The 3958-nt window shown below is 74.5% G+C and carries 3 protein-coding genes; 1 reads left to right on the top strand and 2 read right to left on the bottom strand.

Going from position 1 to position 3958, the window contains the following annotated elements; translation table 11 throughout:
• Both DY245_RS34240 and DY245_RS34235 read right to left on the bottom strand, forming a co-directional pair.
• Positions 1-1054: serine/threonine-protein kinase (locus DY245_RS34240; protein WP_244943445.1), on the bottom strand; the 1054-nt coding region annotated here is incomplete at its 3' end.
• A gap of 240 nt (positions 1055-1294) precedes the next feature.
• Positions 1295-2251, bottom strand: coding sequence for an ROK family protein (locus DY245_RS34235; protein WP_128511020.1), 957 nt, complete (start codon positions 2249-2251; stop codon positions 1295-1297).
• Between the two features lie 142 nt (positions 2252-2393).
• Between DY245_RS34235 and DY245_RS34230 the strand changes: the two genes are divergently transcribed.
• Complete coding sequence (locus tag DY245_RS34230; RefSeq protein WP_128511019.1) at positions 2394-3434, top strand: LacI family DNA-binding transcriptional regulator; 1041 nt, start codon at positions 2394-2396, stop codon at positions 3432-3434.
• Positions 3435-3958: the final 524 nt, after the last annotated feature.

Here is a 3958-nt window from a genome sequence, read left to right as displayed (position 1 = left end):
CCGCGCCCGCGGCCGCCGCGGCCTGGCCGCCGGCCGCCTGCGGGCCGAACTCCTGCGGCGGAGGCGGCGGGGCGACCGGCCGTACATGCGTCGCGGTGGGCAGATACGGCGCACCCGGCGCCGGTGGCGGGGTTGGTTCGCGTCCCTCGGCCACCGCGTCCAGCATGCTCCTGGCCTGGGCGGCGGACGGCCGGTCGGCCGGGTTCTTGGCCATCAGGGCGTGCAGTACGGGGGTGAGCGGCCCGGCCTTACGGGGCTCGGGCAGCGCTTCGGTGACGATCGCGGTGAGCGTCGACCACACCGAGGTACGGCGGAACGGCGCGCCGCCGCCCTCGACGGCCGCGTACAGCGTCATGCCCAGCGACCAGATGTCCGAGGCCGGGGTGGGGTCCTGGCCCTGCGCCCGCTCGGGCGGCAAGTAGTCGAGCGAGCCGACCAGTTCGCCGCTGCGGGTGATGTTCGTGGTCGCGCCGTCGCCCGGGGCCTCGATGCTGGCGATGCCGAAGTCGGTGAGCACCACCCGGCCTCCCCCAGAGCCTGAACGGTCTGGGCGGTGCCCCCATCGCTCCAGCAGCACATTGCCCGGCTTCACATCGCGGTGCAGCACGCCCGCTTGGTGGGCGGCGTCCAGCGCGTCCATCACCTGGGCGCCGATCCGGGCGACCTCCCGGGGGTCGAGGGTGCCGCGCTGCTCCAGGGCGTCGTCCAGCGAGGGCCCGTCCACCAGCTCCATGACGATGACGGGCCGGCCGTCCTCATCGATGACGTCATGGACGGTGACCACACCGGAGTGCCGGATACGGGCCGCGGCCCGCGCCTCGCGCTGCATACGGGTACGCAGATCGGCCAGCTCCGGGGCGGAGGCGTCGGTGTAGGCGCGCAGCACCTTGACCGCGACCTCGCGGCCCAGCACCTCGTCGACGGCGCGGCAGACCACACCCATCCCGCCGCGGCCGATCCGGCCGGTCACGCGGTACCGGCCGCCCAGCAGGCGCCCGGTCAGATCGGCGTCGTTGCCGGGCCGGGGCCCGCTCGCGGCGGCGGCACCGGGCACGCCGTCGCCGGCACCTTCCGCGCCCCCGCCGGTGTCCGGCGAGGAGGCGCTGCCCGCCTCACCGGATCCGCTCACGCCATTCGCCCCGTGCGCCGCGTCCGCTCCGCCCTGCTCACGCTCCCCCGATGTCACCGTCGCCGATCCCCTCGATACCCGTGTCATGGCCCGTACGCCGTGTGCCACACGGTGTACGTCGCGGTCGGCAACAGACTAAGGGGCGCGCGGGGGCCTGTGGTGGCCTCAGGGTGTGGGGACGAAGGCATCGAGACGGGACTGTTGCGCGGCGGCCGCGGCGGCGCCCACCACTCCGGCATCCGTCCCCATCTGGGCCGGTACGACCGTCAGGCCGGACACGAACGACAGCGTCGCGTAGTCCCGCAGGGCGGAGCGCAACGGGGCGAAGAGGACGTCTCCCGCGCCCGCGACGCCGCCGCCGATGACCGCGATATCGATCTCGACGAGCGTGGCGGTGGCGGCGATCCCGGCGGCCAGCGCCTGGGCGGCTCGCTCGAAGGAGCGTATGGCGACCGGGTCTCCGGCGTGCGCGGCGGCGGCCACGGCGGCGGCGGTGGCATCCCCGTCGGGGCCCGGCCGCCAGCCGTCGGCCAGGGCCCGGCGGGCGATATTGGGGCCGCTGGCGATCCGCTCGACACAGCCGCGGGCCCCGCAGGGGCAGGGGTCGCCGTCCAGGTCGACGCTGATGTGGCCGATGTGCCCGGCGTTGCCCGTGGGCCCGGGGTGCAGCCGGCCATCGAGGACGAGTCCGCCGCCGACGCCGGTGGAGACCACCATGCACAGCGCATTGGCGTAGCCGCGCGCGGCGCCCTGCCAGTGCTCGGCCGCGGTCATCGCGACACCGTCACCGACGAGTACGACCGGGCGCTCCCCGACGAGCGCGCGCACCCCGGCGACCAGCGGAAAACCGCGCCAGCCGGGGATGTTGACCGGACTGACGGTGCCGGCCTTGGCGTCCACCGGCCCGGCGCTGCCGATGCCGACGGCCGCCACCCGCGCCCAGTCCGGCCCTGCGGCCAGCTCCCGGACCACCTCGGCCACCGCGCGCATCACGGTCGCCCCGTCCTTGTCGGCCGGGGTGGGCCGGGCGGCTCGTACGAGCAGTCTGCCGTGTGCGTCCACCAGAGCGCCGGCGATCTTGGTGCCGCCAATGTCCAACGCTGCGCTGAGGTCCGTCTGCATCGGTGTGGAATCTCCTGGTGGGCCCGGGGGCCGGGGGTACCGGCCCGGCGTGAGAACGCCAGTCTTCCCTCCTTTGACAACGTTGTCTAGAGGCTATGCTCGACGCCACACCTCGACGCCGACAGAAACAGGACCGCACACCGTGACCGACACCGCGCGGGGCACGTCCCGCCGCTATGGCACCCGGCCCACGATGAAGGATGTCGCGGCGCGCGCCGGGGTCGGCCTCAAGACGGTCTCCCGCGTGGTCAACGGCGAACCGGGCGTCACACCGGACACCGAACGACGCGTCCAGGAAGCCATCACGGCCCTGGGCTTCCGCCGCAACGACTCCGCCCGGATCCTGCGCAAGGGACGTACGGCCAGCATCGGTCTGGTGCTGGAGGATCTCGCCGACCCCTTCTATGGCCCCCTCAACCGCGCCGTCGAGGAGGTCGCACGCGGCCACGGTGCGCTGCTGATCAATGGCTCCAGCGCCGAGGACCCGGCCCGCGAACAGGAGTTGGTGCTGGCGCTGTGCGCGCGGCGGGTGGACGGACTGGTCGTCATCCCGGCCGGTGACGACCACCGCTATCTGGAGCCGGAGATCGCGGCCGGGATAGCGACCGTCTTCGTGGACCGCCCGGCCGGCCAGATCGATGCCGATGTCGTGCTCTCCGACAACTTCGGCGGCGCCCAGGACGCGGTGGCCCATCTCATCGCACACGGCCACCGCCGGATCGGCTTCATCGGCGACCAGCCGCGGATCCACACCGCACGGGAGCGACTGCGCGGCTATCGCACCGCGATGGCCGCCGCCGGTCTGCCCGTGGACGACTCCTGGGTGTCGCTGGGCTCCACCGCCCCCGACCGGGTACGCACCGCCGCCAACGCCATGCTGGACGCCCCCGAGCCGGTCACCGCGCTCTTCGCGGGCAACAACCGGGTCACCGTCACCGCCGTACGCGTCCTCGGCGAACGCCCGCGCCCCGTAGCGCTGGTGGGCTTCGACGACTTCGAACTGGCCGATCTCGTACGGCCGGCGATCACGGTCGTCGCCCAGGACCCGGCACGCATGGGCCGGACGGCCGCCGGGCTGCTCTTCCGCCGCCTGGACGGCACCGACGACGCGCCCCGGCAGATGGAGATCCCCACCCGCCTGATCGCCCGCGGCTCGGGCGAAATCCCCCCGGCCCAGGACTGACCGGACCGCCCGGCTGAGAACCAACCGGGCCGCCCGACCGAGGACCGACCGGGCCTGCCGGGCCTGCCGGGCCAGGACATCCCAGGCCGCCCGGCCGGTGACCGAACGGACCGCCCTGCCCAGGAACGGTCGAGCCGCTCGCTGAAATACCGTCAACTGCCCTACGGCAGAACCCCACCCTGACCTCATCGGCTCCCCCCGCCGCAGTCCCGAATCAACCCACCGCCATGCTCGCACGAGCCACTGACAGCGCCGCCGCCGCGCGCACGGCGGCGTTTCATGTACGGGGCGGAAGGGGCGGTTCCTGCGGCGGGGCGGGGCCGTTCGCCGGTGCGGTGGTGGAAGCGGCCCGGCCTGCGGGGGCGGAAACGGCCCGGCCCGCGGGAGCGGAAGCGGCCAGTCCCGCAGGGGCGGAAGCAGCCCGGCCCACGGAGGCGGAAGCGGCAATTCCGCAGCCTCGGAGCTCTCCCCCGCCCCCTCCCCCTCTCCCCCTTCGGGGGAGGGGGCGGGGGGTGGGTTCGGGG

Origin of the sequence: Streptomyces inhibens (assembly GCF_003389455.1) — a bacterium.
In the GTDB taxonomy this organism is placed as follows: Bacteria; Actinomycetota; Actinomycetes; order Streptomycetales; family Streptomycetaceae; genus Streptomyces; species Streptomyces inhibens.
The sequence above is the reverse complement of the archived record's forward strand: the minus strand, read 5'-3'. Positions and strand labels throughout refer to the sequence as shown.